General features: G+C 33.9%; 19 protein-coding genes and 1 riboswitch. Of the genes, 10 read left to right on the top strand and 9 right to left on the bottom strand.

Annotated elements, in window-relative coordinates; genetic code table 11:
* The first annotated feature begins 227 nt into the window (after positions 1-227).
* Positions 228-2495, top strand: a complete 2268-nt coding sequence (locus tag JOC75_RS21575; RefSeq protein WP_204956042.1) for a cell wall-binding repeat-containing protein — start codon at positions 228-230, stop codon at positions 2493-2495.
* 117 nt (positions 2496-2612) lie between these two features.
* Here the strand turns inward: JOC75_RS21575 and JOC75_RS21570 are convergent, their stop codons facing one another.
* A complete protein-coding gene (locus JOC75_RS21570; protein ID WP_204956041.1) occupies positions 2613-6851 on the bottom strand; it encodes a leucine-rich repeat domain-containing protein in 4239 nt (1412 codons plus the stop codon).
* A 256-nt stretch (positions 6852-7107) separates the two neighbouring features.
* On the opposite strand from JOC75_RS21570, the gene tagU reads away from it, so the two are divergent.
* Together tagU and JOC75_RS21560 are read left to right on the top strand one after the other, a co-directional pair.
* Positions 7108-8061 (top strand): polyisoprenyl-teichoic acid--peptidoglycan teichoic acid transferase TagU, encoded by a 954-nt coding sequence (tagU, locus tag JOC75_RS21565; RefSeq protein ID WP_204956040.1) that lies wholly within the window; start codon positions 7108-7110, stop codon positions 8059-8061.
* A 201-nt stretch (positions 8062-8262) separates the two neighbouring features.
* The gene (locus JOC75_RS21560) at positions 8263-8520 is read left to right on the top strand and encodes a hypothetical protein (protein WP_204956039.1); all 258 of its coding nucleotides are present in this window, start codon (positions 8263-8265) and stop codon (positions 8518-8520) included.
* Between the two features lie 97 nt (positions 8521-8617).
* On the opposite strand, the gene JOC75_RS21555 is transcribed toward JOC75_RS21560, so the two are convergent.
* The gene (locus JOC75_RS21555; RefSeq protein ID WP_204956038.1) at positions 8618-9076 is read right to left on the bottom strand and encodes a nuclear transport factor 2 family protein; all 459 of its coding nucleotides are present in this window, start codon (positions 9074-9076) and stop codon (positions 8618-8620) included.
* Between the two features lie 93 nt (positions 9077-9169).
* On the opposite strand from JOC75_RS21555, the gene JOC75_RS21550 reads away from it, so the two are divergent.
* The gene (locus tag JOC75_RS21550) at positions 9170-9595 is read left to right on the top strand and encodes a hypothetical protein (protein WP_204956037.1); all 426 of its coding nucleotides are present in this window, start codon (positions 9170-9172) and stop codon (positions 9593-9595) included.
* 57 nt (positions 9596-9652) lie between these two features.
* On the opposite strand, the gene JOC75_RS21545 is transcribed toward JOC75_RS21550, so the two are convergent.
* A complete protein-coding gene (locus tag JOC75_RS21545) occupies positions 9653-10369 on the bottom strand; it encodes an EAL domain-containing protein (RefSeq protein WP_204956036.1) in 717 nt (238 codons plus the stop codon).
* Positions 10370-10499: 130 nt separating this feature from the next.
* Positions 10500-10584: riboswitch (cyclic di-GMP riboswitch) on the bottom strand.
* A 132-nt stretch (positions 10585-10716) separates the two neighbouring features.
* Positions 10717-11535, bottom strand: coding sequence for a histidinol-phosphatase (locus JOC75_RS21540; protein WP_204956035.1), 819 nt, complete (start codon positions 11533-11535; stop codon positions 10717-10719).
* Between the two features lie 137 nt (positions 11536-11672).
* Between JOC75_RS21540 and JOC75_RS21535 the strand changes: the two genes are divergently transcribed.
* A complete protein-coding gene (locus tag JOC75_RS21535; protein ID WP_204956034.1) occupies positions 11673-12230 on the top strand; it encodes a hypothetical protein in 558 nt (185 codons plus the stop codon).
* 167 nt (positions 12231-12397) lie between these two features.
* On the opposite strand, the gene JOC75_RS21530 is transcribed toward JOC75_RS21535, so the two are convergent.
* The 3 genes from JOC75_RS21530 to JOC75_RS21520 form a co-directional block, all read right to left on the bottom strand.
* Positions 12398-12601, bottom strand: a complete 204-nt coding sequence (locus JOC75_RS21530) for a hypothetical protein (RefSeq protein WP_204956033.1) — start codon at positions 12599-12601, stop codon at positions 12398-12400.
* A gap of 156 nt (positions 12602-12757) precedes the next feature.
* Entirely contained in the window at positions 12758-13894 is a 1137-nt protein-coding gene (locus tag JOC75_RS21525; RefSeq protein WP_204956032.1) for a toxic anion resistance protein, read from the bottom strand.
* 12 nt (positions 13895-13906) lie between these two features.
* Complete coding sequence (locus tag JOC75_RS21520; protein ID WP_204956031.1) at positions 13907-14539, bottom strand: 5-bromo-4-chloroindolyl phosphate hydrolysis family protein; 633 nt, start codon at positions 14537-14539, stop codon at positions 13907-13909.
* Between the two features lie 559 nt (positions 14540-15098).
* Here JOC75_RS21520 and JOC75_RS21515 point away from each other — a divergent pair.
* Positions 15099-16934 (top strand): SEC-C domain-containing protein, encoded by a 1836-nt coding sequence (locus tag JOC75_RS21515; RefSeq protein ID WP_204956030.1) that lies wholly within the window; start codon positions 15099-15101, stop codon positions 16932-16934.
* A 483-nt stretch (positions 16935-17417) separates the two neighbouring features.
* On the opposite strand, the gene brnQ (JOC75_RS21510) is transcribed toward JOC75_RS21515, so the two are convergent.
* The gene (gene brnQ, locus JOC75_RS21510) at positions 17418-18740 is read right to left on the bottom strand and encodes a branched-chain amino acid transport system II carrier protein (protein WP_204956029.1); all 1323 of its coding nucleotides are present in this window, start codon (positions 18738-18740) and stop codon (positions 17418-17420) included.
* A 268-nt stretch (positions 18741-19008) separates the two neighbouring features.
* Here brnQ (JOC75_RS21510) and brnQ (JOC75_RS21505) point away from each other — a divergent pair, with 268 nt between their 5' ends.
* Entirely contained in the window at positions 19009-20322 is a 1314-nt protein-coding gene (gene brnQ, locus JOC75_RS21505) for a branched-chain amino acid transport system II carrier protein (RefSeq protein WP_204956028.1), read from the top strand.
* Between the two features lie 362 nt (positions 20323-20684).
* Here the strand turns inward: brnQ (JOC75_RS21505) and JOC75_RS21500 are convergent, their stop codons facing one another.
* The gene (locus JOC75_RS21500) at positions 20685-22901 is read right to left on the bottom strand and encodes a sensor domain-containing protein (protein WP_204956027.1); all 2217 of its coding nucleotides are present in this window, start codon (positions 22899-22901) and stop codon (positions 20685-20687) included.
* Positions 22902-23107: 206 nt separating this feature from the next.
* Here JOC75_RS21500 and JOC75_RS21495 point away from each other — a divergent pair, with 206 nt between their 5' ends.
* Genes JOC75_RS21495 through JOC75_RS21485 form a run of 3 tightly spaced genes read left to right on the top strand, consistent with a single transcriptional unit; the run spans position 23108 to position 26400 of the window.
* Positions 23108-23845: a CBS domain-containing protein gene (locus tag JOC75_RS21495; protein ID WP_204956026.1), complete on the top strand. Its 738-nt coding sequence runs from the start codon at positions 23108-23110 to the stop codon at positions 23843-23845.
* A 10-nt stretch (positions 23846-23855) separates the two neighbouring features.
* Positions 23856-25805 carry an NAD-binding protein gene (locus tag JOC75_RS21490; RefSeq protein ID WP_204956025.1) on the top strand — a complete coding sequence of 650 codons (1950 nt, stop codon included), beginning with the start codon at positions 23856-23858 and terminating at the stop codon, positions 25803-25805.
* Positions 25798-26400, top strand: coding sequence for a hypothetical protein (locus JOC75_RS21485; RefSeq protein WP_204956024.1), 603 nt, complete (start codon positions 25798-25800; stop codon positions 26398-26400). The genes JOC75_RS21490 and JOC75_RS21485 overlap by 8 nt, the downstream gene beginning before the upstream one ends.
* Positions 26401-26412 lie beyond the last annotated feature (12 nt).

Genomic DNA, 26412 nt, shown 5'->3' with positions numbered 1-26412 from the left:
AAAGACAATTAAATACCATTTTTCTTTTTTCCTAATACACCTTATTACACTTGTTTTTCATATAATAAAAAAACTTCTAAAAAGAAGTCGATTTTTGTTTTAAAAACAAACTATTTTTCATCTATAAAAATAGGAAAAAATTACATTTACACAATTTTTCTATTTCATTCCCTTCTCTTATTTGTTATAACTGTAAAGGTAGAATAATATATATCTGGGGGAGTTAGATGCACAAGTTAATAAGAATTGTACTAGCAGTTGCTGTCGTTTTTCCACTTTTGTTCAGTCTAAATGTCCACGCTGATGCCGCTAGTGAACCTTACGTGACCGTTAAATTGCAAAACTATATTGGGAATAAAGAATTTCTTAAAGTGAATGTAACTGGTCAATATAAAACAGGAAACTCAAAAAATGATGAACTATTAAAAGGACTTTCAAGCTTTACATTAAAAGTAGAGAATGGAAAATTAGTAGTTTATGATAATACGAAGAAAATTGGAATTGTCGAAGGAAATCTAGTACTTAATCCTACTAACATGACTTCAGACAATGTTCAAATCGTAGGAAACACAAGTCGTAGATATCATGGTTCATTTGAATTCAAAGTTGAATCATCTAAATATGTACGTCCTTATAACAAGGTATTATTGGAAGAGTATGTGAAAGGTGTTGTTCCTCGAGAGATGCCTGCTAGTTGGCATACTGAAGCCCTAAAAGCACAATCCATTGCCGCTAGAACTTATGTAACCAGCCATAAATATAATGTTAATGATACACAAGGAAACCAGGTTTATGGAGGCATCGAAGAAACAGTTTATAAACAAAAAATCTCCGACATTGTTGAAAACACAAGAGGAAAAGTGTTAAAAATCGGTAATTCTTTAGCTAGTACTCTCTTTACTTCAAGTAACGGAGGACACACAGAATCAAATGGAGGAGCATGGGGTTACACTAGCCTTTCTTACCTTCCAGCAAAAGTAGATAGTTATGATCCCATTCACCGTTGGGATGTACAATTACAAGAAAATCAAATCTCTCTACTAGGTCTTGATTTAAAGAATCCTGAGAAATGGTGGAGTAGTGTAAAAGAAGTCAACTCTATTGCTCAATCAAATATGAAAACTTGGCTTAAAGGTCAGTTATCTCTCCCTACTGCAACAGACATAAAAATACTCTCGATTGAGGAATTAACCATTCATCCTGAGAGAACAACAGGAAAAAGAATAAAAACTGGTGCAGTGAAGATTAAATATATCGAGAAAAGCAGTTCTGGCTATATTAAAGATTCAAATGGAAATATTCAAATTAAAACCTACCAGCATTCGAAGCTTACCGGCAATCAAATTAGGTCGATGTTAGGTACACTAAATATGAAAAGCTTACTTGTAGATACTATTGAGTCACCTACATCTACAATAATTAACCGTGTAAGTGGATCAGATCGTATTGCAACTTCTATAGCAGTTTCAAAGCAGCTTTATCCAAATGGGTTCCCAGCGAACCATTCTAATAAAACCGTCTTTATCGCGACTAGCAATGAATTTGCTGATGCATTATCAGCTGGTCCCCTTGCTAATCAATATGGCAATGCCCCAATTCTACTTACAGCTGCATCAAGTTTAAGTAGCCAAGTAGAAGCAGAAATTAAGAGATTAAAAGCAACAAACGTTAGTATCTTAGGTGGTAAAACAGCAGTTTCAGATGCTGTAGCTAACCAATTAAACAAAATAAGTTCAGTAAATACCGTGAATCGGATAAGCGGCCCAACTCGTTTCGAAACCAACGCAGAAATCAACAAGAAGCTAACAAATATTCAAGGTACCTTTGTTGCTTCTGGACAGAATTTTGCAGATGCATTATCAGGTTCATCAGTTGCAGCTATTAACAACTATGCTGTTGTTTTAACAGATAAAAATACATTACCAAAAGAAAGCCAAGCATTTGTTTCAACTCATAAAAGTAAGCCAATCTATATTCTCGGTGGATCTAATGCAGTTTCAGATAATGTGTTCAATCAAATTAGAACCATGAGAAGTAATACAGAAAGGCTATCTGGAGTAGATCGCTATGAAACAATGGCAAAAATTCTCACTGAATTTAAAGGCTCCTTCAGTGGAACTAGTGTTATTTACTCTACAGGAGAAGATTTTCCTGATGCATTAGCAAGTTCTTCACTAGCTGCTGCAAAACAGGCACCACTTGTTCTTGTTGGTGGAGGAATTAGCAACACTCTTTCAAACTTCCTCACAAGCTATAAACCTAGTGTAAAAGAAATTAATGTACTAGGAGGCACTGGTGCAGTCTCAGAAAGTAAAGTAAACCAATTAAAAGATAAACTTGGTGTAATTACTACACTCCGTTTAAGTGGTACAGGCTTTGGCCATGGTGTTGGGATGAGTCAATATGGTGCACAGGCACAAGCCAGTGCTGGTAGATCATATTCTGAAATATTATACTATTATTATCCTGGTACTTATTTAGCTTCAGGCTATTAATTTGAGTGAGTGCATATTAATGCACTCACTTTTTTATATTTGTCTTAAATGTACAAATCACATTAAATTCTAAATATGTTTTCCAATTAAAAAAGGGAACATAAGTCCCCTTCATTTTCATCCATTATTAATTCCTTTACGTTTTCTAATGAATAATATAACTCCACCTAAACTGATCACAACAAGACCAATCATCATAAGGTTATAAACATCCGTTGCAGTTTTAGGTAGCTCTTCTTTCCCTACCGGCTTTACTTTCAATTTTACTTCCTTCTTTGGCTCACTTACTTTAATAGGTTTTGCTTTGTCTTCGTTAGGATCTTTGTCGTCATTGTCATTATCATCTCTATCTTCTCCATCTTTACCTGGAGATGTGACTTCTTCATCATCCTCACCTTCATCTAACAAGAAGATAATAGGCTGCACTAAGTATTCTTCGTTAGCTATAATTTCAAACTCAAAGCTTTTTTCTTCATCATCTGCTGTAATAAACGTGATCCCATAGTTACCAACAGGAAGGGCAAATATATCAACAGGCTCATCTAATGTGTAATCCCACAGTTTACCTTCTTCATCAGACCAACCGTAGTGGTAAACTTCTTCGTTAGACTCATCAATTCCATAAAGATCAAACATCGCCTCTACTTCAGGAACACCTTCTGTTTTTTCAACATACATGGTTACATCTTTTATAGAACCTTCAACAGGTAAAGTTGTCACTTCAGCTGATAAATAACCATAATACTCTGCTTCTTCCTCTTCTACAGAGACTTCAATATAGTAATCTGTATTAGGTAAAAGCTCGGTAAATTGATAGCTAGTTTCTGCACTATCTAGTTTAAGTTCTTTAACGATTTCTTCACCATAATTTTTGTATAATTTAACATCATACTCACCAGTACCTTTTGGTAGCATCGGATCCCATGAGATAGAAATCGAATTCTGGGTTACTTCATCAATAGTTAGCTCTGGTGTGAGGTCTACGTCAATATTTACTGTAACACCGTAATTTAATAGTTCATCAATAACACCTTGATTAGTTACATCGTTCGGTAAATCAAGAGACGGAATATTATATAAAGAAACACTTTCCAAGCTATATAACTCAAGTAATGGTGTGAGATCTGTAATTAACGTTTGATCTAAATATAAATCAAATAAATTTTCAAATTGTGACAAGCTAGAAATGTCTTTGATAGGATTTCCACTAAGATCTAGGGTATACATATGATCTTTAGAACCAAGCAGTGGACGAATATCCTCTATTTTATTGTTTGCCAAGTTAACAAAAGCTAACTTAGTTAACCCAGATAAAACTGTAATATCACTAATATTGTTATTCATTAACATTAAATCCTCAAGTTGTTTCATTCCAGATAGAAATGAAAGATCTTCAAGGTTATTATTGTCTATCGATAATGAACGAATATTTTTCATGTCTTTAAATATCGCGTAATCTTTTATAGAAGTATTCGTAATATAGATACTGTAAAGATTCTGCAAATTCTTAAGTGGTGTTAAGTCTAGCTCTTCCGTGTTATCAGATACATTAAAATCAAATAAATTTACTGCATATTCTAAACCAGTTAAATCAGATACCTCTGATTCATATAAATAAATAGAATCTAGTTTCTCCATATCACTTACTCTTGGATCACGATCTAAACCAAGCTGATCTTTGATTAACTCTTTTAGATTTTCATCCTTAATTTCGGCAACTTCTTTACTTGGCTCTGACCAAGTTGTTTCCGTAGTTGAGCTAGTAAATTCAAGCTCACCTTTACTATTAAAAGCTTTAACGTCTATTCTATATTCTGTATTAGGATCTAAATCCGTAATCTTAAATTCATAATCCTCATAAGGTACTGATGATTTTTTTTCACCATCAACGTGAATTTCAATGTTTTCTATTTCTTTTTCACCATAATAATCCCAATGAACAAGTAATGAATTCTCGGTGATAAAGCTGATATATGCTTCAAACCATTCTTCTTCATTATGGAAATCATAGTCAACATACACGCCCCACTCTTCAAGCTGAGCAATTACTTTGCGTGCATCAGAGTTGTCATCATTTAAATCTAACTTTTCATTATTATATAGTGACACATTTTGAAGTGAATCTATTTGTAATAACTCTGAGATATCAACTAAATTCGTATTACTTAAGCTTATACTGTTTAATTTTATCAGAGTGTTAATTCCTGCTAGAGATTCTAAAGGGTTGTCATCAATGTATAATGACTCTAATTTTGCTAGTTTTTCAATTCCTTCAAGATTCGTTAACATGTTGTTATAAATCGATAGATAAACAAGATTAGGTAATGCTGGTAAAGCAGATAAACTTGTGATTTCGTTTTCATCTAAATTTAAATCATTTAACTTATTTAAATTGGTTAGTACAGATAAATCTTTTATTCCTGTATTTGTTAAACCAAGAGATGTTAAGTTTGAAAGCTCACTTAAAGCCGAAAAATCAGTTATAGGGTTAGTATCAAGGTATAACCCTTGAAGATTTTTCAAGCTTGATATAGGAGTGATATCTTCAATAACGTTTGACGGAGCATATAAATAGGCTAAATTAGTCGCTTTTTCTAGACCCGTAAGATCTTTGATTCGTTTGCGTTCTATTGATAATTCAGTTAATTCCACCATATCACTTTCATAAATATCACGATCTAAACCGAAGTGATTCTTAATCGCTTTTTCGAGCTGTAAATCTTTGAAAATGACCTTCTTGCTTTCTTCTGTTGGTTTAACCAATGTTTTTATTGTCGTTTCAAAAGAACTAAGTACTTCGTTTGCGCTGTTAAACGCTCTAATAGTCACTTGATATTGAGTATTTTCATTAAGGTCATTAACTGTTAAAGTATCATCAGGTGCATCAATCTTATATGTCGTGTCACCTACTTTAACTTCGTAATAAGCAACATCACCTTCCCCATCATAAGACCAGTTCAAAATAGCACGGTTTTCATTGACCTTCATTGAGTCAAAATACAAATAAAATGTTTCATCATGAACAATTTCTAAACCAGCACGTTTAAGCTGGTCTACTTCAGCTTTTAAGCTTACATAAATATCACCAAAGATAACTAAAGTCGTTAAGTTAGTTAATTGTTGTAAAGTAGCAATTGATGTAAGTTCTTCTAAATAACTTATATTCAATTCTCTTAAGTTAGATAAAGCTGTTAAAGCTGATAGTTCTGTTACTTGTCCAAAACTGATATCCAATGTTTCTAACAAAGAAAGATTTGAGATTGGTTCAATATTTTTCACGATTGTATCTGATATAATAAGTGTTTTTAAGTTTGATAGTGATGATAAGAATTCAATGTCTGTTCCTTTATAATAAGATAAATCGAGATACTCAAGCTTCGTTAACTTTTCTAATTCTGCTGCAGAATTGATTTCATTTCCCGAAAGCTCTAATTTTGTTAGATTTGTTGCCGCTTCTAATCCTGTTAAATCCTTTATATTTATATCCGAAGCATTTAAATTTGTTAATCTTTCCATATCTGATGTGTATATTTCGTCTCTTGTTAATTTCAATACACCTTTAACTGCTCTTTTTAATGCTAAATCAGGAATGGTTACCACCTCTCCTGATGGTGTAGCTGTTGCTGTAGCTGTAGCCTTTACTCTTTTCTTAGTCACTTTAGGCTCTTCTACAAGATCATCTTTTAGCTGTTCGGCAGAAATTTCTGAAGCTAATGTTGTCACTGTTTTTGTTGCTTCAGATAAAACCTCACCATCCTTAATTGCTCGAACACTGATTGTATAACTTGTATTAGGTGCTACCTCTTTTATTTCATATGATTGTTCCTCTTTGAATTGACCAAGCAATTTACCATCTAGGACTAGGTGATAAACTTCTGCGTTTTGAAGAGTAGACCATTCGGCTTTAAATCCTAAATCTGTTATATTTGTTACATGTAAATCTATGTTTTCTTGAACAACTTGTTCTTTTTGATAAGTGATTTCAATCTGTTCTGTTTGAAGGATACTATCAGCGACTTTTTTAACAGAATAAGTATAATTCTTACCTTCTTCAACCTGTTTATCAAGAAATTGATAAGTATTTATCACTTCTCCGTTTTCACCAACTGTTGAATTTACATTCTCAATTGATGTTAACGGAATATCCTCGTTATTTTTAATTAGAGTAAAACGTTCATCTCCTTGAATTGAAGAAGAGGTTACCCATTGTAATTGCACACCTTCTTCTGTATTTACTGCAGGTGGTAATAGAGAGATGCTGTCAGTGGTTGATGCTATTACCTTTTGAGAAAATGGGGTAAATAGTGTTAAAAGTACTGTGAAAATTAGTGATATTGACACAAGACGCTTGTTCAAATTCGTCTTTCCTCCTATAAATTACTATATTTTGTCAAATAAATTATAGTTTTTATTTCATGAGATAGATACATATATTATTAGACAAATTTCTACAAAATGTGAAACCTTTCATTAATATGCTTCGTCATATAATTGGAAACAATATTTTACAAAAAAGCATTGTAGTTTAGGTAAAGTAGCACTATAATCTTTATAGATTCAAAATAATTAAGCTAATTAATTAAAATCTAAAATAAAAAGGATGACATAGATAATGAGAGAAGCAAGAAAAAAGAAGAAAAAGTGGCTATGGATTACGCTTAGTATTATCGGTCTACTTGTTTTAAGTACAGGTGGTTATGCATTTTACTTGTATAAATCTGCTACAGATACTGTTGCTAGTATTCATGAAGAATTAGATCGTGACAAATCTCCCAAACGATCTGATAACGTAACATTTACAGAAAAAGACCCAATATCAATCCTTCTTATGGGTGTGGATGAGCGTAAAGGTGATAAAGGTCGTTCAGACTCATTAATTCTTATGACGGTTAATCCAAACACGAATTCAACTCAAATGGTGAGTATTCCTCGTGACACTCGTACAGAAATTGTTGGTAAAGGCATACAAGATAAAATTAACCACTCATATGCATTTGGTGGAACTGATATGACAGTTGCAACTGTTGAAAACTTTTTAGACGTTCCAGTTGATTATTTTGTGAAAGTTAATATGGAAAGCTTTAAGGATACAGTTGATGCTGTTGGTGGCATTGAGGTTAACAACACATTGAATTTCAGTTCTGGAGGCTTTGATTTTCCAGAAGGTAAGGTTACATTAGATGGTGAGAAAGCATTAGCTTACACAAGAATGCGTTACGAAGATCCTCGAGGTGACTTTGGTCGTCAAGAACGTCAGCGCCAAATCATCGAAGGTGTGATGAAAAAGGGAGCAAATATCTCATCAATCACAAAATTTGGTGATATGTTTGGAGTTGTTCGGGATAATGTTAAAACAAACTTAACATTTGATGAAATGTGGGAAATACAAGCTAACTATAAAACCGCTAGTCAAAACCTTGAACAATTTCAGGTAAAAGGTACAGGAGATAAAATTGGCGGTATTTACTATTATATTGTTGCTGAAGAAGAACGTTTATCTTTATCGAATCAGCTGAAGGAACATTTAGAGATTTCAGCTGATACAGCAGCTACAACTTCTCACTAATTATCGAAAGCCAGTCTCACAATGTAGACTGGCTTTTTTCTTTGATTTATTTTAAAAATTGTAGGTTTCCCATTTCCAAATTAGGGAATTTAATTTAATATATAATAGGAATTGGTATTTTATATATATTTAATCGAAAATGCATGAAATACTTATATCTTCCATATCCTTTAAAGAAATTATATATAGGAGGGACTCATTTTGGAATTTTCATTTGGATTTATACTCTCAATAGCGATTGCCATTTACCTTGCAATCGATGCACCTAAGCATGGTAAAAACCCATGGATGTGGGGAATCCTTGGCTTTGTCTTTGGTCCAATTGTTCTCGGAATTTATTTCATTAAAACAGGACGTAAAGTAGCTGGTTGGATTATCCTTATTATTGCTATAATCCTAATTTTAATGCTAATATTATTATTCGCAGTCGGCTTTTTCTTAATATTCCAAGGTATTTAAGTAATCAGCTCAAAAAACCCCTTCACCATGAAATTGGATGAAGGGGTTTTGTTGTTGTGTCCTAGATTAGGATCTAGATTGGGGTCAGACCCCCCTATTACTTAAAATCCCATACAATTTTCCACTCACCCTCTTCTTCAACCGTATAAACATCTTGGAGTACTGTAAATGTCCCAAATTTACTTTTAAAGGTTTGTTCTACTGTAATGGAGTTGGCGATAGGAAAGGCTTCAGAGCCCTTTGCCATTTTAAAGCTTTTGATCTCTTTTTCATCACTTATGTTATATGAAAATGTATTCACACCATAATGGCCCATATAGATATGAGATCTTTCTGTCACGTAGGCATTTTTAGTGAACTTTTTTTGCATCACAGGGTGAAATAGCTCCCATGCACTTCCAAAGTCCCCTTCTTGTTCATAATGATAAAAGGCATCAACAACATCTCTGGGTTCTTTTTCCCCTAGACCTGGTATAAACTTAAATACTATAATAATGAGTACGATAAGTCCGATTATAATAAGTATTAATGGGAGTTTATTTGATCGTCTTCTCACAATCCTCACCTCGTCTGCCTGTCTTCTTACTTTATACAAACTATGCACAGGCATGGACAAATATGAAAAGTCACATTCCCAGAAAGGAATTTTATGAAAGATATTATTTTGTTTTTAGCGGAAATTGTGAATAATGCTCATGATGTTTTAATTGTGCTGTTAAATGATATGTTAGGGCTGCAGCTTACTGATAAAGATATGCATTTTTGGATTATGGGTGTTATTGGAATCATCACTTTTGCTGTTGTTTATATGATTTCAAAGTGGTTATCACAATTTAAGATCGGCATCCACTTAATTGCTTTTTTATATACACTTACCTTTATGTTTGTTTTAGTATTTGCCATTGAAATTCAGCAGGCAATTACCAATAGAGGGAATATGGACTTTATTGATGCAATTATTGGTCTTTGGGGATATATCGTGCTGTTTTTAGTCTATTTAGGCGGTGTTTTACTTGTAGTGGCTATAAAAGCTATTACTAAGAAATTTAAAAACAAGAAGAATATTACGATGTAATTAAAAGTCATGACCTAATAGAAATTAAGTCATGACTTTTTAATAATGATATGCTTCCTAACTAATCTGTCGTAACGGCTCAGGTCTTCCTAACAAATACCCCTGTGCATACTCTACACCCAATTGTCGTGCCACCTCTAGGTCTTCAACTGTTTCAAGCCCCTCCAAAATAAGCTGACAACCATTTCTCTTACTATATTCATTAACTAATTGAATAAAAGATTGCTTTTTCGGAAATTGTGATAGCTGCTGTGAAAAATATCGATCTACCTTGATGTAATCAGGCTCCATTTCAATAATTGTTTGGAAATCAGAATACCCTTTTCCTACATCATCAATCGCAAACTTAAATCCCATTTCTTTTAATATCATTATTCGTTCAATTAGTTGAGAATGCTCACGAATATCTTCTAGTTCACTTATTTCGAATACTAAATGTTGACAATGCTGAGGATCATCAAGCATAATTTCCTTTGTGAAGAGAGGGAATTTCGAATCTAAAAGAGTTGTTGGAAATACATTTAAAAACAAACATCCGTCTTGTATTCGATAGCCTGCTTTTTGGTAGGCTTTAGTAGCTTTTTGAATAGACCGCGAATCTAATTCAACTAGCTGCTTCTCCCTTTTAGCCTGTAAAAAAATCTGCTCAGGATTAGAATGAACGGCCGACCTCATTAATCCTTCATACCCAATAATTTTATTAAGCTCAATATTAACTATTGGCTGATAAAAGTGATAATAACTATCCTCCACGATCAAATCTTTTATTAACATTCTTTAGCCCACCCAATGTTGTTTTATAGATTTTGTGTAATAGTGACTTTTTTTGACTATATGATGTAAACAAGAAAAAAGAGATACCTTTAACCGAATGGAAAAAGATATCTCTTTTCTATAACCATTCTTCGGTGGCTCGACTACCATAGTTCTTTCACCTTAGGTTCATAGCTTTGCGTCCTTACTTTTCAGTAAGTTTGCCATTTATCGGAATTAATTTACCAATTTTATTTAATTTTATTACATAACAGGGTATAAAGTCTAGTTAATTTAGCATAATTTGCCGAAAATTTAATCATTATGTCGAACTTTGTTACTACCTAGTATTTTAAAAAGAACCAATTTTATAAAGACGTTTTCATTGGCTTTTTCTCCACAAAATAAACCCATTCACGGAAACCAATTTCCTTTAATCTTTTTTTCACCTGCTCAAAATCATCACAAATTCGCTCAGGTGTGTGGGCGTCAGATCCGAATGTAACTGAAACATTATGAAATAAAGCTCGTTCTAAAATATCATCTGCAGGGTACCATCCTCCACAATCCTTTGTATTTCCAGATGTATTGATTTCTATGGCTACACCTTCTTGCCCTATAATATTAAGCGTATTATCGATCACATCAGTTTGAATGTCAGAAAATGCAGGATAAAAACCCTTCATTGCATCAATATGTCCTAAAATTTGAAACAAACCTGATTTTGCTGATTGCTCAATTAGTGCATAATACTCTTCTTTAACACCTCTTTGATCTGCAGATGTTAGTCCTTCCCAACGTCCTTTTTTAAAAATATTGACATCAGAAACATAGTGTACAGAGCCAATAATATAATCAAAGGGTTGATTACTATATTGGTTACGATATAGATCAATATACTTTGGAAAAAAATCACTTTCAACACCAAGTAATACATGGATTTTATCTTCATATTTTTCCTTTAAACGAAGAACTTCCTCAATATAAGGAACAAATTCACTCTTTTGCATAGCTATTGTCGGATATAAGTGATCTTCATCACTATAAAAGTACGGAGAATGATCGGAAATGCCAATATAATGTAACCCATACTGTATTGCTTGTTTAACATAGTCTTCTATTGTTCCGATTGCATGTCCACAGCGATGATGATGTGTATGTAAATCAAATTTTACTGAATCTGTCATCTTACAGCCTCCTAGAAAAAATATCCATTTCTACTCATTATCATATCGCACGAAAAAACTTTATGCCAACTTGATCATCTTTAGTTTAATACTTGGCAAAAATGACAAAAATAATGAGATATGAGGAGGTTAAGGTTTTGAATAATAGAAGCTTAATGATATTCGCTTTTTTATTTATAGGGATTATTATCATTGGAAGTAATGCGATCACTGAAGAGGAGAAGTTATCTAGTGACCATACTGCTCAACGACAAATTGAGAGAGAATTAACATTACCTGTAAGTACTGTGTTTTCAAATAGAAAAATTGATGAAGTAACGATTGTGAATAATGAAAAATCGGTCGAAGAAATAAAATCTACGTACAAGATGAAGTTTGAGGATCTACAAGAAAGTACGAATGTAAAAATTGATTCTTTATTAGAGGAAGCTAAAGAGGACTATCAAACTTTGGAGAGAACTCAAGAAAAAACTTCTTTAGTTGATTTTTATCAAAAATACGCTTCCGCTGGTCAGGTAATTGAGGAAGAAACAGAGCAGCAGTTTTACATATTATATGAAGACTTAACAAAGAAGCTTGAACAGCATGGCTACAGTGAGGAAGTTGCAGAAGAATTTAAAGAGATTTATAATGAGCAAAAACAAGAACGCAAAACAGAATTGGTAAAGAAGGCTATTTCAATAGTGAAAAGTTAACAGCTCAAACTTATGTTGTTGTGCAGGAAACAAAAAATGGAAAGCTAAGTTATATTGAAACACACGTTAAATCATACTGTTAATAGCACGTTAAAAAGCTCAGAGTGTATTTCTCTGAGCTTTTTAGATGAGTCTGTTTATGTTAGAGACCCGTTCCCCACCTTGTCTTACCCTTTTCTAAATATTGCTTTCTCTACAATAAGATGGACAGGTACAAATATGATCACCCAAATACCTATATCAATACAAAATGATAGTAAATTAAATTTGTCGCTAAACACATTATATTCAAAATTAAAATGAGCCGATATCCATTCATAGATAATAACTGTCATTAAAATACTAATAAGTGCTAAAATAGATTTCTTCAAACCTATTAGTACCCCCTAACTTTATATACACAAATAAATAAGATAAAGATATCGAGTATAAAACCTTTGCTATTTTATACTCAATTTCCAATTCTACTTATATTGTTTCATCACATAGTCTGAACTACAGACTTGAGTTCTGATCCCATTTCTATATTACATCCCCGAAAGCTTTTTCTTTAAATCTGTTTCCATTAAAGCTAGATCTTGTTCAGCTTGAAGGCGTTTTGCTCGGCCTTCTGCTTGGATACGGAGTGTTTCTTCTAGTGTTGATACCAAATGCTCCTGCACTTTTTTTAATGTATCAACATCAACTAGTCCTCGTTCGTTTTCTCTTGCCGTTTCTAATGTGTTCACCTTAAGCATTTCTGCATTTTTTAATAATAAATCATTGGTTGTTTTTGATACGAGCTTTTGTGCTTCAACTGCATCTTTTTGGCGTAGTAATGTTAAAGCAATAGCCACCTGGTTCTTCCAAAGCGGAATCGCTGTTGTGATGGAGGATTGAATTTTTTCTACTAAAGCTTGGTTTGCGCTTTGAATTAAGCGAATTTGCGGTGCACTTTGCATCGTAATTTGTCGGCTTAGTACAAGATCATGAGTACGTTTTTCTAAACGATCGGCAAACTGCATTAAGTCATTTACTTCTTGATATGCCATTTGATCCTGAGTAGCTTCTGCCTTTTTCTTAAGCTCTGGAATTGTTTTCGTTTCTAGTTCTTCTAGCTTTAACTCTCCTGCTGCTATATAAATATTAAGTCCATGGAAATATTCTTTGTTTTTTTCATAGAGCTGCTCAAGTATGTTAATATCATTTAGTAGGCTATTTTTTGAATGATCCAGTTTTACACTGATTCGGTCAATTTGCACACCTGTTTTTTGGTATTTTGTTAATACCTCTTGAATTGAATTTGATACTTTACCAAACATTTTTGAAATAAGGCCACGTTTTTCAGTCTTTAAATCATCTGGACTCACCTGCTCAAGCTTTTTCATGAGATCACCAATGATTTCACCGATTTCACCCGTATCCTTTTTTTGCACATGATCAAGCATCGAATGTGAAAAATTCATAAGCTTAGACTGAGCCTGTGTACCATACAAAGCAATTGCCTGTTGGTTTGTTGGATCAATCTGCTCTGCTAGCTGTATTGCCTTTTGACGATTTTCTTCTGGTAACACATCGATTAATTTTGCTGATTTTGGTAAATCTGTTTTATTCATAACTAGCTCATCTTGTCCAAATGGATTTGAAAGAAGATCATCTAGCTCGTTTTGATTGTTGTTCGTCATGCTTCATACCTCCTATTTATCGTTCTTAATTGATTTATTTAGTGAGAGCTTTGCAACATCTAATTCAAAATGCAGTTGATTGATATCTTTCGAGACAACATCATGCAAATCCTTTTCTAGTGATTCTTCTAAATCAGAAATTGTTCTGCGAGTTTCATTTAATGATTTTGTCAATTCATTATTTTTCTTAGGCTGAGAAGCTAGAAACGCATATTTTTCACTTAGCTCAACAATTGAATCTAAATGTGAATAATAAAATTGCTCTGCAAGATAAAACCGCTTTGGTTCTTTTTTCGTAATCGAATAAATTTTACTAACAACTCGGTAAATCTCAAGATTTTGCTTAATGGAAGCAACATTTCTAATCGTGAAAAGGGCTTTACGTAATCTTTTGATTTTATGATTTGCTTCCTTTAAATTTTGTTTAATATATCGATATTCTTTTCTAGTAAGCTGATTTTGCTTTAAAAATTGCTGAAACGTTATTGCTTTGGCGGAAAAGAAGACTGCTGTTCCTCCACCTATTGCATAGGTGCTTGCTAGAAGATAGCTTTGATCTAATGGAAAATAACCAATTGTCCATATGGCAACCGTTGAAAATAACGCTGCGGATGATTGAATAAAGAAATTTATTGTTTGTTTCATCTTATCGTCTCCTATAGAAAACTTACTAGTATATAGTACGTTTTAAGTTGTTGAAGGTTTCATTTTTGAAAGATCATAATTTGTGAATACTCGATATCTTGTAGGAAAAAGAATTGAGTTAGGTTTATTTGAAAACCCTCATATTAAGCATGTTGCTGGTTGATTTGCGCTGCAGGGTTGCTCGCTTTCCGCTGGGTGGGCGGTGAGCCTCCTCGGCGCTTACGCCTGCGGGGTCTCACCTGTCCCACTGTTCCCGCAGGAGTCTCGCACCCTTCCGCTCCAATCAACTTAATTAGTTTTTTAGTAATAAACAGTAAAACCTAAACAACATTAATAAAAGTTAAAGTAAACAATTCGTAAGCACACATTGTTTACTGGGGATTTGAAGATAATGAAACTCTAGTAACAGCGCACTTTTCATCATATATTAAAAGTTTCCTTTTGAAAAATAGACCGGTTAATTATTCAAAAACAGCCACTTGAACAAATGTAAAGTTTCTACTAAAATCACAATTGTTATACATAAACGAAAAATACATATACAGATTAGGTGATATAAATGTCAATAAAACGAAATGATCCATGTACGTGTGGTAGTGGAAAGAAATATAAAAAATGCTGTATGCTGCAAGAAAATATAATTCAGTTACATGAAGTGAAAGAAGAGCGCTTTTATCAGCAAAAGCATTTTCTTGTTATTAAAGTAAAAGATTTTATTGAGAAAGCTATTCCAACAAGTCAATTATATCAATTGCATAGTGAATTTAAAAATAGGACTAACCATTCTATTAAAGATAAAGGTGCAGAAAAAGCGATATATGATTATTGGTTAAACTTTTTTAACACATTTGAAAATGGATTCCGAGGAATTGAGTGGTTTCTTCACGAAAATGAATCACGACTTTCCCAAACTGAAAAGGAAATGGCTAAAACTTGGGCTTCATTAAAGCCAAAGCTTATTCAAGCTGTTAACAAAAGTGATGAAGCTATTTTATTTGAAGATGTGATCACGAAGCAGCAATATCCAGTGTCAACGTTTAAAGAAAATATTCCGAACTTTGTACCTTGGTTTGGTACATTAGGACTATTAGAACCATTTGAGCAGTTCTACTATTTTAATGGAGTAAGAATTTTCAAGGATCCTGAAAGTATAAAACGTGCTGCAAATAAACTAGAGGAAATAGTTTCTGCTGAGAAAATCAGTACAGAACAAGCTTTAGTTGATTTCTTTCCAGAAATACTTACAGCTCTCACTACAAATGAAGAAAGACCACAAAAACCTACTGAAATTACTCATTACAATTTAAAATACAAGGTAGTGAATGATTCAGCTGTAGCAAGCTTTGTTAACTCTCAGGAAGCAATTGTCATTGATAGTTGGAACTTTGAGAAAAAGCTAGCTAGCTGGGTTACGGATTGGCATGAGTATAAAGATAGCGAACTTAATAAGCCTGTTTTAGTCGGAAATGTTCTTGGATCAATTTCTCAAACAAATAACGAATTAACGTTTAATACTTTTGAAAAAAAGCTTGTTGATGAATTTAAAAACATGTTAGAAAGTGAACTAGATTCAAATGCTGTATCATTTATTACTATTGATACACATACACAAACCATTCCATATCAAGTGGAGCTGAAAAATACAATTGCATCCTTCCAGGAAGGTACTGCACCGTATTTCGCTTTATACGCACAAAACGATATTAGACAAGAACTAGATATAAAAATCCCATTATTAGGTGATAGGTCAATTCAAGAACTAATAGAAGCTGGTGAAACAGAAAGGGTAGAAACTTACCTCCAATCACTAGAATATAACATGTATGTGCAAGTGGAAAAGGATTATGGTAGTGTTCCTGTCTCAGCCGATTTTAACGCAGTTCGTAGAGAGCTAGGTCTTCCATTATCACCATTTGTAACAGGTGGAGAAAATAGAAGTACAATCTACACACCTATTGTTTTATCAGAAACGAAGCAAAAACCACTGGTAAAGGAAGAAGACATTCCAGTGTATGAACTATTGGGCTTTGCACCAAACACTGTTGATAATTTCTATTCTGGAGATCTTGTTATTTTTTTCAAAGAAAAAACAGATGGAAAAGCAGAAGGAACAGTTAGAAAATACCGTAACTGCTTATTCGATTTACGAGAAATATTAGAGAGTCATGCAAAAACAAGCTGGAATGATTGTGACAAAGAATTCTGGCAACAGGTTTTAACAGCTGATCTCCCATCTCTATATGACCCAATAAGCAAAACCGTGATCAAAGACTTCACAAGCACAATCAAGGCATTAGCAAAATGGTTAGATAAAGGGAAGAAATCATCCTCTCTTGGTAAAACTGTGGCTGATGTGGCGAAAGAGGAAGAAGAGAAAATGTTGAGTTTGGTTTAAGGATTAGATTAGATGAGCCACCTTTTGTTGAGGTGGCTTTTTTGTGATTTGTGGTTTGTCGGAAGTGAGTAATTGAAGGGATTTTTATTTATGCAATTGTACAAGTTATTGGTTGTATAAACGTGGTTCCCCCAAGATACAAATGTTATTTTATACAAATTTTATTAGAGAATGAATTCTAATTGCCAACCATTTATTACATCTTTCCGACCACTCAGCATCTCTTATCGACCATATTCTCACTTTTCCACGCCGTTCGATTACTTGCAAACCACTAATTACATCTTTCCAACCATTTAGCATCTCTTATCGACCATGTTCACATGTTTCCACGCCGTTCGATCACTTGCAAACCATTCATTACATTTTTCCGACCACTCAGCCTCTTTCATCGACCATGTTCAAACCTTCCCACAAAAATGACTAATCAACAAAACCCCTAAAAAAAAGAGCAAGGGCGCCAACACCCTCACTCCACATCACTCAAGCAGCAATATCAGAATCAACATCATTACCCGACTTCATAATAGTACTTAACGCTAATCCAACTAAAGCACCCATTATTGCAGGTACCAACCAGCCTACTCCCTGTTCGTAAAGAGGCACATTTCCTAAAACTGAATCCATTGCTCCAGCAAAAAATGTAAGATTTATTGTTTCTAACACGCTAAATATTCCTGTAAACAAGATCGTGAACAAGTAAACTTTCTTACTTACTTTTGGTGACATTAATCCAAGTGTGATCAACACAACTGCAATCGGATAGATTGCCCCTAGTATTGGAACAGAAACGGTTAATATTTGAGTTAGCCCCAAGTTTGCTACGACAAGACTAAGTACAGCTAGAATAACTGCCCATTTTTTATAAGAAAGCTTTGGGAAGATCCCTGTAAAGTATTGACTACAAGCAATAATGAGTCCGATACACACACAAAGGCAGGCAAGGGTAAATAACATGCCCAGCATAATGATGCCACCTTGACCGAATAACGAATTCATCACAAGTGTTAACACTTGTGCCCCATTTTCAGGCTGACCTATTGAAGCACTAGATGCGCCAAGATACGCTAAAATCCCATAGATCGAAGCAAGTAAAATTCCTGCGCCAATACCTGCAATGCTCATATATCTTGAAATTAATTTTGGACTTTCTACGCCTTTAGAGCGAATTGTATTTGCGACAACAATACCAAATACTAGTGCCGCTAAAGCATCCATCGTCAAGTACCCATCTAAAAAGCCTTGGAAAAATGAATTATTTGCATACACTCCTGTTGCTTCTCCAAACGAGCCAATCGGTGTGAAAATTGCTTTGACAAAAATTACGACAATCATGACTAACAAAATTGGTGTAAGTAGCTTACCAAATCGATCTACTAGCTTTGAAGGCTGTAGACTTAACCAAAGTGTGATAGAGAAGAATACGATTGTGTACATTAACAACATGAATGGTTGATTCATTAGAGATTCAGGTAAAAATGGTTTTAGTCCCATCTCAAATGAAATTGAACCAGCACGTGGTATCGCTAATCCAGGTCCTATTGATACATAAATTAATAAAGGAAAAAGAAACGCAAAACCAGGATGAACACGCATGGCTAATGTATGTAAGCTACCAGCCTTCGCTACCGCCATTACGCCTAATATTGGTAATCCAACAGCAGTTAAAATGAATCCGGCTAACGAAATCCATACATCTTCACCAGCTGAACGACCTAAAAATGCAGGAAAGATTAGATTTCCTGCACCAAAAAACATGGAAAATAACATAAAACTAATAAATATAAGTTCTTTTTTCTTAAACATTCTTGTTTGCTCCTTAAGTATAATGAGGTGAATTATACCAAGGTGAAAGGGTGATTGCTAGCTAAGTTAAAGATGTTTGATTATTAAAATTTTTCTGACTTATAATTTATCCTAAAATATTAAAATTTTTACATATTTACCGAAAAAGTTTTTATAAAATTTATTTTTTTCTACTAATTCACGATTAATATGTGCTAAACTGATTTTTGTGTCGAAAAAACGAGAATAATAATTATATCTTACAATAGTTAAATTTCAGGAGGACAATATGAGTAAACAATTATCCGGTAAAGAAATCCTCGTTATCGGTTTAATGTTATTTGCGCTATTTTTAGGTGCAGGTAATATGATTTTTCCCCCAGCACTAGGACAGCAAGCTGGTGAACATGTATGGTTAGCAACAATCGGATTTTTAATCACAGGTGTAGGTCTTCCCTTTTTAGGAATTGTGGCTATTGCATTAGCTGGTAGTGATATTCGGACAATCGGCAACAAAGTACATCCGATGTTCGGACTGATTTTTCCGATTATTTTGTATTTAACAATTGGACCGTTCTTTGGGATTCCAAGAACTGCTACAGTAGCTTATGAAATTGGTATCACACCATTTCTTTCAGAAGCACTAATAAATTCACAGCTAACACTTTTGGTCTATTCAATTATCTTTTTCGTTATTACCTTTTGGCTTGCACTTAACCCAAGTAAGCTTGTTGATCGTATTGGTAAAATTCTAACTCCCGCTTTACTGATTATTCTTGTTTTGTTAACAGTAAAAGCTACACTAACACCGCTTGGAGAATTTCAACAACCACAGGGAGATTATATTGAGGGTGCATTTTTCAAAGGCTTCTTAGAGGGCTATTTAACACTTGATACTTTAGGTGCACTAGTTTTCGGAATTGTGATTGTGTCAGTTATCAAGGAACGTGGTGTAACAGAAAAAATCGATATTGCTAAGGTTTGCATAAAAGCAGCCATCATTGCTGCAATAGGTCTTGTTCTTGTGTATGTATCACTTTCCTTTATTGGCGCTTCAAGTGTATCTAGTCTTGGCTATTTAGATAATGGTGGGGCGATTTTGTCTGGTATTGCACATGAATTATTTGGGCCTTTAGGAAAAATTGTCCTAGCACTTGCCATTACGTTTGCATGTTTAACAACAAGTGTTGGCTTAGTATCAGCTTGTGGTAATTATCTATCAAGTGTTATACCAGGATTAAGCTATAAACTATTAATTTTCATATTATCTTTATTTAGTACAGCGATAGCAAACTTTGGTTTATCACAGCTAATCTCAGTTTCTATTCCATTATTATTTACAATTTACCCTATTGCAATCGTGTTGATTTTATTATCATTTATTGATTACGCATTTGGAATTAAACCAATTGTTTATCAATATAGCTTAGTAGCAACAGCAATTATTAGTGTTGTTGATGGATTAAAAGCAGCTAACATTCATATAGAAGGAATTAATCAATTATTCTCCTATATCCCTTTTTTCACCATTGGAATTGGCTGGCTTGTACCCGCAATTGTAGGAGCTGTTTTGGGTGTGATGATGAGTTATCAGAAAAACTAACAAGGGTTAATTGGTTAAAACCTTGGTGTTGCTTTATTTAGAAAAAACAAGATAAGTGTCTCTTCTTCTTTAAAATAGTAATTAATGTTTTATCTCACAAGGATCACAAGGATCTTGAGGTAACCTAGTGGAATGTAGCGGAAGACACTCGACTCCTGCGGGTGCAGAGGAAAGGTCGAGACCCCACAGGCGCAGCCGAAGGAGGCTCGACTTCCTCCCCGCGGAAAGCGAGTGTCTGCAGCGAAATGAAACGGAATTTATTATTACTAACAAATTCCCCACAAAAATGGTCTCTAAAAACAACCTTTTAAACAAACGATAGCTAAAAAGCCTTGAAAAGTATAATCTCTTCAAGGCTTTTACTATCTATCCAATCCCTTTTCCAGCAACAAAAAAACTTTCTCAGCTGGCATCGGCTTACTAAAGAAATACCCTTGTCCATACTCACAAGAATTCCCCTTCAGAAACTCAGCTTGTTCCTCTTGCTCAATTCCCTCAGCAACAATCGTAAAGCCCAAATTATGTCCCATATCGATGATCGCTTTAGCTATAGATCCATTATTAGATGTATCACAAATATCATCAACAAACGATTTATCAATTTTGATTGTATCGATCGGTAAATGCTTCAAATAACTCAATGAAGAATAACCTTTACCAAAGTCATCAATAGATAATGTCACACCTAGCTCTTTTAACTCATTTAACACAATTGTTGAGTTTTCTATATTTTGCATAATACTCTCAGTGATTTCGAGCTCTAGATCTAACGGATTTAGGTCATGTTCTTTGATCACCTGCTTCACATCATTTGCAAAGCAATTTTCCTGCATTTGTCGAACTGATACGTTAACAGCAACTCTTAATGAAGTGATACCAGCACTTTTCCATTGTTTATGCTGTTCACTAACCTTTTGCAGCACCCATCTTCCAATTGGTACGATTAATCCTGTTTCCTCAGCAATTGGGATGAATTCAGTTGGTGAAATACTTCCATACTTTGGAGAATTCCAACGTAGTAATGCTTCTACTGCTATAATTTTTTTCGTACTAAGCTCTACTTGCGGCTGGTAATAAATTGTTAACTGATCATTTTCCAATGCTTTTCGTAGCTCTACTTCTAATTTCATTTTTCTAGTTGATAGATTATTTAGATTTGGATTATAGTATTGATAATTATTTTTTCCACGATCCTTTGCCAAATACATGGCTGTATCAGCATTTTTTATTAACGTTTCCTGATCGTCACCATCAATAGGATAGATACTAATCCCAATACTAGTTGTAACAAAGAATTCATCGTCCTCTATATATAATGGCTGTGAAAAATCATTTATAATTCGCTGTGAGATGCATTCAATTTTATCGTTTGTTGCATCATTTAATAATAGTAAGAACTCATCTCCACCTTGTCGAGAAACTAATCCTTCATCCAAAACAGCTGCAGATAAACGCTTCGCAACAAGCTGCAGAACATGATCACCTGTTGAATGTCCTTTTGTATCATTAATCACTTTAAAGCGATCTAAATCTAAAAAAAGCACTGCCAGCTTTTCATCCTCTGAATTAAGCAAACGATTGTTTAGATGCTCTTTAAACATATTTCGGTTAGGAAGCCCTGTTAACGTATCGTAATAAGCCATATGATGAATAATTTGATCTGCTTTTTTACGTTCTGTAATATCTCTTCCTACTACTAATGTAGCCACTTTACCTTCATAAGGAATTCTCATGATTGACATTTCTAAGTCAACCTTCTTTTGATCATTTCGTATGATCTGAAGCTCAAATCTATTGATGTGATACCCTTTATTTTCAATCTCAAGAAGCGCATCACTAATCTTCCTTACATCAGGAACTGAGACAAATTCAGTAATTGATTTACCAAAAAGATCAAATTGACTTTCTACACCAAGGAGTTTGCTCCCGGCTTCATTGATAAAGTCTAATTTCCAATTTCTAATAACAGCAATAAAATCTGGAGATAGTTCCACGATTCCACGGTACCGTTCTTCTCCTTCTTTTTGATCAGTAATATCAAATAAAACACCGGAAAAATTAACGAAATTGCCTTTATCATCATAAGTCGGTATCCCCGTGTCTTGAATCCATCTAACATCACCATCTTGCCTAATAATACGATAATTACTAGTCACAGGCTTTCTTTGCTCAAGCTGCTGTGCTCTTTCTGTTAATATGTTTAAATCATCTGGATGGATAACTTTCTTCCAAAGGTCATAATCCTTATAAAAATCCTTCAAGTTATAGCCATAAAGCTTTTCAATTCCTTGATTAATAAATACATGACCAGATTTAAAATCATGTGACCAAACAGCCACATTTAATGAATCGAAAATATTATTTAGTTTTTGATTACTTTTCCTTAGCTCATTGGTCGTTCTTCTAAGAACGAAAAGCATAACTATTGTTAGGATAATAGTCACAATATTAACCATTACATAAGATAAATGTAGAAACAAGTCATTCAAATGGAAAATAAAAAGAACTACTTGATTAAAAAAGATCACAATCATAACACTGATAATAATTTTTAACCACTTCGGCTCTGTCGACATCATGTTGTATTCCCCTAATCATATTGAGGTAGTACCTATATTGTACCCATTCGGGCGGTGCCTGTCACTCCCCGATTTTTGTCGAATCTCCATTGTGTTTCTAACAAAACACCCTTCAATTGAATCAATTTCAGATCTCCACTAGGAAATTAGACCCTAATTTTGTATAATATTTTCATAGTATCTATTTAATAGAAGGTTGTGAGGATATGGAAAGCAGGTTGAAAATTCAGGAGAATTCCGCGCTTGCAGAGCGTTTTGAGGTTGCATTTAATAGAATTCATCATGTGTTAAAGACATTAAATCCACATGAATATCAAGATGCATTTGTAAAGTTATTATCCATTTCTAGTCGAAAGCATCCTTTTATTAACTCATTTTATGTTGATTTAAAACAATTTGCTAAGCTTCGAAATGCTCTTGTTCATGAGAGGCTACAAACGAATACATATATTGCTACTCCAAATGAAGATGTTGTTCTTCAAATTGAGAAAATAGCAAGGCAGCTGTCTGCTCCACCTAAGGTGATGAAGATTGCGACAAAAACAGTTGTAACACTTCAATCCACACACTCCATTGAATATGTTATTAAGACAATGGACACATCTTCATATAATCAATTCCCAATTTATCGAGATCATGAGTTTTCGTTTTTGTTAACAGAGGGAGGATTAACCAGCTGGCTAGCTAGCAATATCAAGGATGGACAAATAAATCTAACAAAATCGACTGCAAATGAATTAAATGGTTTCGAAGATAAACACAATGTTTCATTTGTAAGCAAAAATATGAATATATTAGAGCTTGAAGATTTATTTGAACAGTATTTTCAACAAAAGAAAAAGCTTGAGGCTGTGATTGTTACTGAAAATGGATCTCGCAATGAGCGACCTCTTGGAATTATCACTCCTTGGGATTTAATCGAAATTGATTTACTACAAATATAAGGAGCACTACATGTCTAAAACACGTTTTTTTGCCATTTATAAAACACATTGGAAATATATTCTGCTTTATTTTTCACTTCTCTCACTGTTAGGTGTATTTACCTTTTCAGTACCTTTTTTTGATAAAAGCTATGCAATCATACCAGCCATTATCATATTAGGCTGTATTGTTTTTCTACCAAAGCTTCAGCAATATTCTTTGCAAATCTTTACACTATTATTAGCATTGTCATCAGGAATTTATGGTTTTTCAATAGAAAGTATCAAGGATTATAACCTGACGAATGTGATTTATTCAACTGTTCGTTTATTTGCGCTTGATGTTGATCCAGTGTTTTCAAAAAATGGTGATCGGTTTATCTCCTATCCACCATCAATTGAAGTTGCTCGCTATTCTGCTGTTGCTTATATCATTTCAGCAATTTCTCAGCTGATTTTATCTTATTTTAGACAATCATTGCGATTATGGTACATGACAAACAGAGGAAATCACTATGTTATTTTAGGTTTGAATCAAGAGTCCTATACATTTGCTAGTAATCTATTAAAAAACAAAAACCAAGTGATAATCATAAAAGATACATCATTTCCACTAGAAGACAACCTTACGCAACAGGGCGCAGTTCTTCTTGACGGTGATTTATTAAGCACAACAACACTAAGAAAAGCAGCCATTCATAAAGCAAAATGCTTAGTGACTCTTCACCATGAAGATGCGTATAATTTAAATATCGTAAAAGCTGTTCATCATTATTTTGTTCAAGAAAAAGCAAAACTTAAAGAGCGTCAGATAACATTTTACGTTCAGCAAAACCATACTAGAACTGAGCGCTTATTTACTATATTAGAAAAGAAACTAAACACTGAATCAAGTCAAATCTCCATACAGCTACACCCGATTTCTATACATGAATTAATTGCTCGTCAGTTATTTAATCAACATCCTATATATAAACATCATGAAGAAAAAGCTCTACAACAAGATAGCTCACCATATCATTTACTTATCATCGGATTTGGACTAACAGGTCAGCAAATTGCACTTCAAGCTATTCAAAGAGGTCACTTTTTTAATAAACAACCTCTTGCTATTACTATAGTCGATACTCATGCAAAAGCGATTTCTCAAACCTGGAAGGAAGCCTATCCTCGACTACAGGAAATGGCTAGCTTTCAATTTATAGAGCAAGATGTTGAAGCAGAAGATATCGGAAAATTAATTGAAGAACAAAACCTACCGATTACGTCTATTTATATTTCATTAGATAGTGATGAAAAAGATATTCTTCAAGGAATGAGAGTTCATCAGCGCTTTAAGAAGATACCAATTTATATAAAGCTGCAGCGCGACCAATTTTTCGCTAAATGGCTGCATGAGGAAGAAGCATTTCACCATATCTATCAATTTGGTGCACTAGAAGACGTATTAACAGAGGAAATTGTGATACAAGAACAACTGGATAAAATGGCAAATTTAATTCATGATATGTATGCAGATAAAACAGCTCAGTCAAAATCATGGGAAAAATTATCTCATTTTGAAAAGCAGTCTAACCGCGCGTTAATGAATCACTATGAAGCAAAACTATTTCTACTAGGATATGAAGCTGCTGAAGAAACTCCTGAGAAAGAAAGCATTTCAGAACGTATTTTCACAAATGAAGTACGAAAAAAGCTAGAACAGCTAGCAATTGTTGAACATAGACGCTGGAATGCTTTTCATTATAGTAATGGCTGGGATGCTTACCCTTTAAAGCATGTAACTAAAACCAACCATAAAGATGCTGAAAACAAGCTTCATGCTTGTTTAGTAGAGTGGGATGATTTAGATAAAATTTCAGAAATTCGTGATATTGATTTTAAACAATATGATCGGGATACAATTCTACAATTATATGATTTAACAGAAAAAATGGGCAAAGCTTTATATCGGCGAGGGGTTGCTAAAAACATTGAATAAACCATACATACTCGGGATAACTGGTCATCGAGATATTCATCCCAAAGCCTATGAGGAAGTAAAAAAAGTAACGATTAACTATCTTGATCAGCTCATGGAAGTTCATTCAAACCTACTGCTTTTATCACCGTTAGCTTCTGGAGCAGATCAGCTTTTAGCCATATTAGCTCTTGAGCGAGGAATAACTGTGCATGCACCTATTCCCTTCCCTATTGAACGTTATTGTCTCGATTTTCCAGAAGGAGAAGCTCGAAACATTTTTTTGAAACTAACTAACAAAGTTGATCGTATTTTCATACCAGATGTTGCTGTTAATCAAAAGAATGAAACATTATGTTATTTCGCAGTTGGGGCTTTTGTTGCTCAACGTAGTCAGCTTTTATTTGGGTTATGGAATGGAGAAAAATTCCCGGAGAAAACTGGTGGAACAAATCACATTATCAGATGTCAGCTTGAAGGTTTTCCTGAGTCCTTCCGAATAAAAACACCTGTTTTTGATCGAAAAACAGTTTGGATTATAACACCACGTTCCACAGATGATTTTTTTCACCCTAAGGGAAGCTACTTAACTTTAGAACAATACAATTCTATATAAAAAGGAGGACCA

Source organism: Metabacillus crassostreae (genome assembly GCF_016908395.1).
Taxonomy (GTDB): domain Bacteria; phylum Bacillota; class Bacilli; order Bacillales; family Bacillaceae; genus Metabacillus; species Metabacillus crassostreae.
This window is presented reverse-complemented; position numbering and strand designations above follow the sequence as displayed.

Bases quoted from the DNA above. Each gene is read 5' to 3' on its own strand.
- JOC75_RS21525 (WP_204956032.1), bottom strand. From the start codon at position 13,894: ATGACGAACAACAATCAAAACGAGCTAGATGATCTTCTTTCAAATCCA.
- JOC75_RS21545 (WP_204956036.1), bottom strand. From the start codon at position 10,369: ATGTTAATAAAAGATTTGATCGTGGAGGATAGTTATTATCACTTTTAT.
- JOC75_RS21550 (WP_204956037.1), top strand. From the start codon at position 9,170: ATGAAAGATATTATTTTGTTTTTAGCGGAAATTGTGAATAATGCTCAT.
- JOC75_RS21515 (WP_204956030.1), top strand. From the start codon at position 15,099: ATGTCAATAAAACGAAATGATCCATGTACGTGTGGTAGTGGAAAGAAA.
- JOC75_RS21500 (WP_204956027.1), bottom strand. From the start codon at position 22,901: ATGATGTCGACAGAGCCGAAGTGGTTAAAAATTATTATCAGTGTTATG.
- JOC75_RS21575 (WP_204956042.1), top strand. From the start codon at position 228: ATGCACAAGTTAATAAGAATTGTACTAGCAGTTGCTGTCGTTTTTCCA.
- tagU (WP_204956040.1), top strand. From the start codon at position 7,108: ATGAGAGAAGCAAGAAAAAAGAAGAAAAAGTGGCTATGGATTACGCTT.
- JOC75_RS21490 (WP_204956025.1), top strand. From the start codon at position 23,856: ATGTCTAAAACACGTTTTTTTGCCATTTATAAAACACATTGGAAATAT.
- JOC75_RS21520 (WP_204956031.1), bottom strand. From the start codon at position 14,539: ATGAAACAAACAATAAATTTCTTTATTCAATCATCCGCAGCGTTATTT.
- JOC75_RS21540 (WP_204956035.1), bottom strand. From the start codon at position 11,535: ATGACAGATTCAGTAAAATTTGATTTACATACACATCATCATCGCTGT.
- JOC75_RS21495 (WP_204956026.1), top strand. From the start codon at position 23,108: ATGGAAAGCAGGTTGAAAATTCAGGAGAATTCCGCGCTTGCAGAGCGT.
- brnQ (WP_204956028.1), top strand. From the start codon at position 19,009: ATGAGTAAACAATTATCCGGTAAAGAAATCCTCGTTATCGGTTTAATG.
- brnQ (WP_204956029.1), bottom strand. From the start codon at position 18,740: ATGTTTAAGAAAAAAGAACTTATATTTATTAGTTTTATGTTATTTTCC.